The sequence below is a fragment of the Collinsella sp. TF05-9AC genome (assembly GCF_003438495.1).
Classification (GTDB): Bacteria; Actinomycetota; Coriobacteriia; order Coriobacteriales; family Coriobacteriaceae; genus Collinsella.
Window position 1 is genome coordinate 1 of sequence record NZ_QSSH01000051.1, and the last position, 3,284, is coordinate 3,284.

Consider the following 3,284-nt stretch of genomic DNA (forward strand, 5'->3'; position numbering starts at 1 on the left):
GATCATCCCCATGTCCTGCGTCCCCGCGCGGGCGCCCCGCGGTGCGGGATGCCGTGCAGGCGGCCTACTGGCCCTGTGCGCGGTACCTGGCCTCGGTGGCCTCCTTGGCCGGGCGCCACCAGGACTCGTTGGCGACGTACCAGTCGATCGTCTGCTTGAGCCCCTCGGCGAAGTCGGTGTGGGCCGGCCTCCAGCCGAGCTCGCGCTGGAGCTTGGTGGAGTCGATGGCGTAGCGGCGGTCGTGGCCGGGGCGGTCGGCGACCCAGTCGAAGTCCTCGGGGTCGCGCCCCATGGCCGTAAGTATCATGCGCAGGACCGTGATGTTGTTCTTCTCGCCGTCGGCTCCGACGAGGTAGGTCTCCCCCGTGCGGCCCTTGGTGAGGATGTCCCAGACGGCCGAGGAGTGGTCCTCGGTGTGGATCCAGTCGCGGACGTTCTCGCCCCTCCCGTAGAGCTTGGGGCGCACGCCGTCGACGATGTTCGTGATCTGGCGCGGGATGAACTTCTCCACGTGCTGGTAGGGTCCGTAGTTGTTGGAGCAGTTGGAGATCGTGGTGCGCAGGCCGTAGGTGCGGGTCCATGCGCGCACGAGCATGTCGGAGGACGCCTTGGTCGAGCTGTAGGGGCTCGACGGCTTGTACGGCGTCTCCTCGGTGAACTTCGCCGGGTCGTCGAGCGCCAGGTCGCCGTAGACCTCGTCGGTGGAGACGTGGTGGTAGCGGATTCCGTATTTGCGGACGGCCTCCAGCAGGCGGAAGGTGCCCTCGACGTTCGTGCGCAGGAACGGCTCGGGGTCGGCGATGGAGTTGTCGTTGTGGCTCTCGGCGGCGTAGTGCACGATCGCGTCGTGGCCCGGGACGATGCGGTCCAGCAGCTCCGTGTCGCAGATGTCGCCGACGACGAGCTCCACGCGGTCGGAGGGCAGCCCGGCGATGTTCTCGGGGTTGCCGGCGTAGGTCAGCTTGTCCAGGACGGTGACGTGCACCCCGGGGTGGTTCTTCACCACGTAGTGCACGAAGTTGCTGCCGATGAAGCCGCAGCCGCCCGTGACGATGATGTTCTTAGGTTCAAAAATCTCAGACATGAAAATCCAATCTGAAGCATGTACAGCTTCTTTAGTATGCCGCAGGAAGTGATGCCGCGACACTATTCAACAAAACTATCGGACATTTCGGCACGCGATAAGAGCCATAACCTTCGCAGAATTACTTCCCCTACAAAACGCCTCCGGAATGCAGTCTTTGTCGTACCGGAAGACCGAATTCCCAGTTTTATCGCGTAAGTACTTATAGAAGAAGTCCTCCCAGCTTTTAAACTTCTCACTGTCTGCAAACGCTTCCGGCTCTTGCAGAACTGCTTTGGCATCTAGCCCTGAAATTACGCCGGAGCTCAGTAGAAGCCACTCGAATGATTCGGGAAGACAAACCGTAACAGTATCGCGGTGAATGTCTTGCAGCTTAAGGACGCGGTCCGCATAGCACCCAAATGCCGCCCCGTCCGCGACAACAAACACGCGATCGTCGAGATGCTGATCCAACCAGCCCAAAATCGCGCTGTTCGTCATGGCCGAAGTACAGGTAAGCTCACTGTCAGCGAAATGCCGTTCAAAGAACTGGAAACCAGACTTACTGTCCTCGCATAGAAGGATAGAAAAGTCCTGTTTTGGCGCCGACCGGGAAATAGCATAACGATGATTCCCGCGATCTTGATAAACAGGGACGAAAGAATGGTATTTTCCGCTCGTCTTAATCTTGTAAATCTCATCCACGCTATACGGAAGATTGGGGAAATCAGCCCTTGAGATCAGCACGAAATAATTCGAGGAATACAGCACATGATGGGCAAACTCATCAGAATGAATCTCTTTTAAGCCCTCATCGACAAATACAATCGAGTCATGAACGGACGAAAGCTGGTTTCGCCAATCATAATCGGTCAGGGCGACACAGGGACAATCGCATTGCAAGGAAACACCCGACTGCTCGCCCGTTCGCATGTAGTCTGCGACCATGTTAAACAGTGTCGTCTTACCCGTGCCACTATCCCCACGCACAATAGTAATGTTCCGTTTAATGGTAAATGTGTACTTGGTTCCCCTGCGGCGGGAAATCTTAACGAGATGCGAACCGTTCATAAGCAGCACCTACAGATACGGAATCGACTCGTGAATCAAATCGGCCATGCTGTGAACGATTCGGCCGCTATTCACGACTTTAATTTTAAAATCCTCGCGACCAAAGTCCATCACATGATAGAGATTCACAACGAGCTTGCGGTCTTTCGCCATGTCGAGAATCCACTTGGCACAGTTGTCACCACAGGTAGAAGCGTTAAAAATATGCTTACGATCAAATCTCATAAGCAGCAGCGTTTTCACGCCACCAGAAAGCTGGAGTGGGGAGATGGATCCAAGCACAGGGCTTTCGATGACGTTTTCGGAGACAACAACCGATCGATCGACATCTTTAATTATCGAGACTGCATAGGGATCCGTAATCCAAGAAGACCGGTAAGAGTTTTTGAAATATGTCGCTGTGTTGTAAATCGCTTCTGGCATATCGCCAAAGTAGACGCTTAACACATCCACTCCCAATCATATTGTCTTTATGGTCAACGTAATCATAACGAAAGGGGCCACCAGATAAACGGTGACCCCTAAAGAAAACAAGCTTGCGCTAGTACTCGCGCGGGCTGTTGACGATCTCGCCGGCGGCGACCTTCTTCAGGTGCTGCCCGTAGACCGACTTGCCGTAGGCCTTGGCCGCCTCCTCCAGCTCGGCGGTCGTGATCCAGCCGTTCTCCCAGGCGATCTCCTCGGGGACGGACACCGGCAGGTCCTGGGAGTGCTCCACGGCGCGGACGAACTCCGCCGCCTCGTGGAGGCTCTCCATGGTGCCGGTGTCCAGCCACGCGTAGCCGCGGCCGAGGGTCACCACGGACAGCGTCCCCTCCTCCAGGTACATCTGGTTGAGCGTGGTGATCTCCAGCTCGCCGCGGGCCGACGGCTCGACCTCATGCGCCTTGGCGGCCACGTCGCCCGGGTAGAAGTACAGGCCGGTGACGGCGTAGGAGCTCTTGGGGCACTCGGGCTTCTCCTCGATGGAGACGGCCCTCCCCTCGCCGTCGAACTCCACGACGCCGAAGCGCTCGGGGTCGTCCACGTGGTAGCCGAAGACCGTGGCGCGGCCCGACTCGGCGTTCTGGACGGCGCGCGTCAGGTGGCGCGACAGGCCGTTGCCGTAGAAGATGTTGTCGCCCAGGACGAGCGCGCACGGCTCGCCGTC

Annotated in this window: 4 protein-coding genes; all 4 read right to left on the bottom strand. The window is 58.0% G+C overall.

Annotation, left to right across the window (positions count from 1 at the left end; all coding sequences use genetic code 11):
• Positions 1–64: 64 nt before the first annotated feature.
• Positions 65–1,084, bottom strand: coding sequence for a dTDP-glucose 4,6-dehydratase (rfbB, locus tag DXC52_RS09520; RefSeq protein ID WP_117747063.1), 1,020 nt, complete (start codon positions 1,082–1,084; stop codon positions 65–67).
• A gap of 75 nt (positions 1,085–1,159) precedes the next feature.
• Positions 1,160–2,134, bottom strand: coding sequence for a hypothetical protein (locus DXC52_RS09525; RefSeq protein ID WP_117747064.1), 975 nt, complete (start codon positions 2,132–2,134; stop codon positions 1,160–1,162).
• 9 nt (positions 2,135–2,143) lie between these two features.
• Positions 2,144–2,581 (bottom strand): DUF4869 domain-containing protein, encoded by a 438-nt coding sequence (locus tag DXC52_RS09530; protein ID WP_117747067.1) that lies wholly within the window; start codon positions 2,579–2,581, stop codon positions 2,144–2,146.
• 94 nt (positions 2,582–2,675) lie between these two features.
• Positions 2,676–3,284: sugar nucleotidyltransferase (locus DXC52_RS09535; RefSeq protein WP_233504931.1), on the bottom strand; the 609-nt coding region annotated here is incomplete at its 5' end.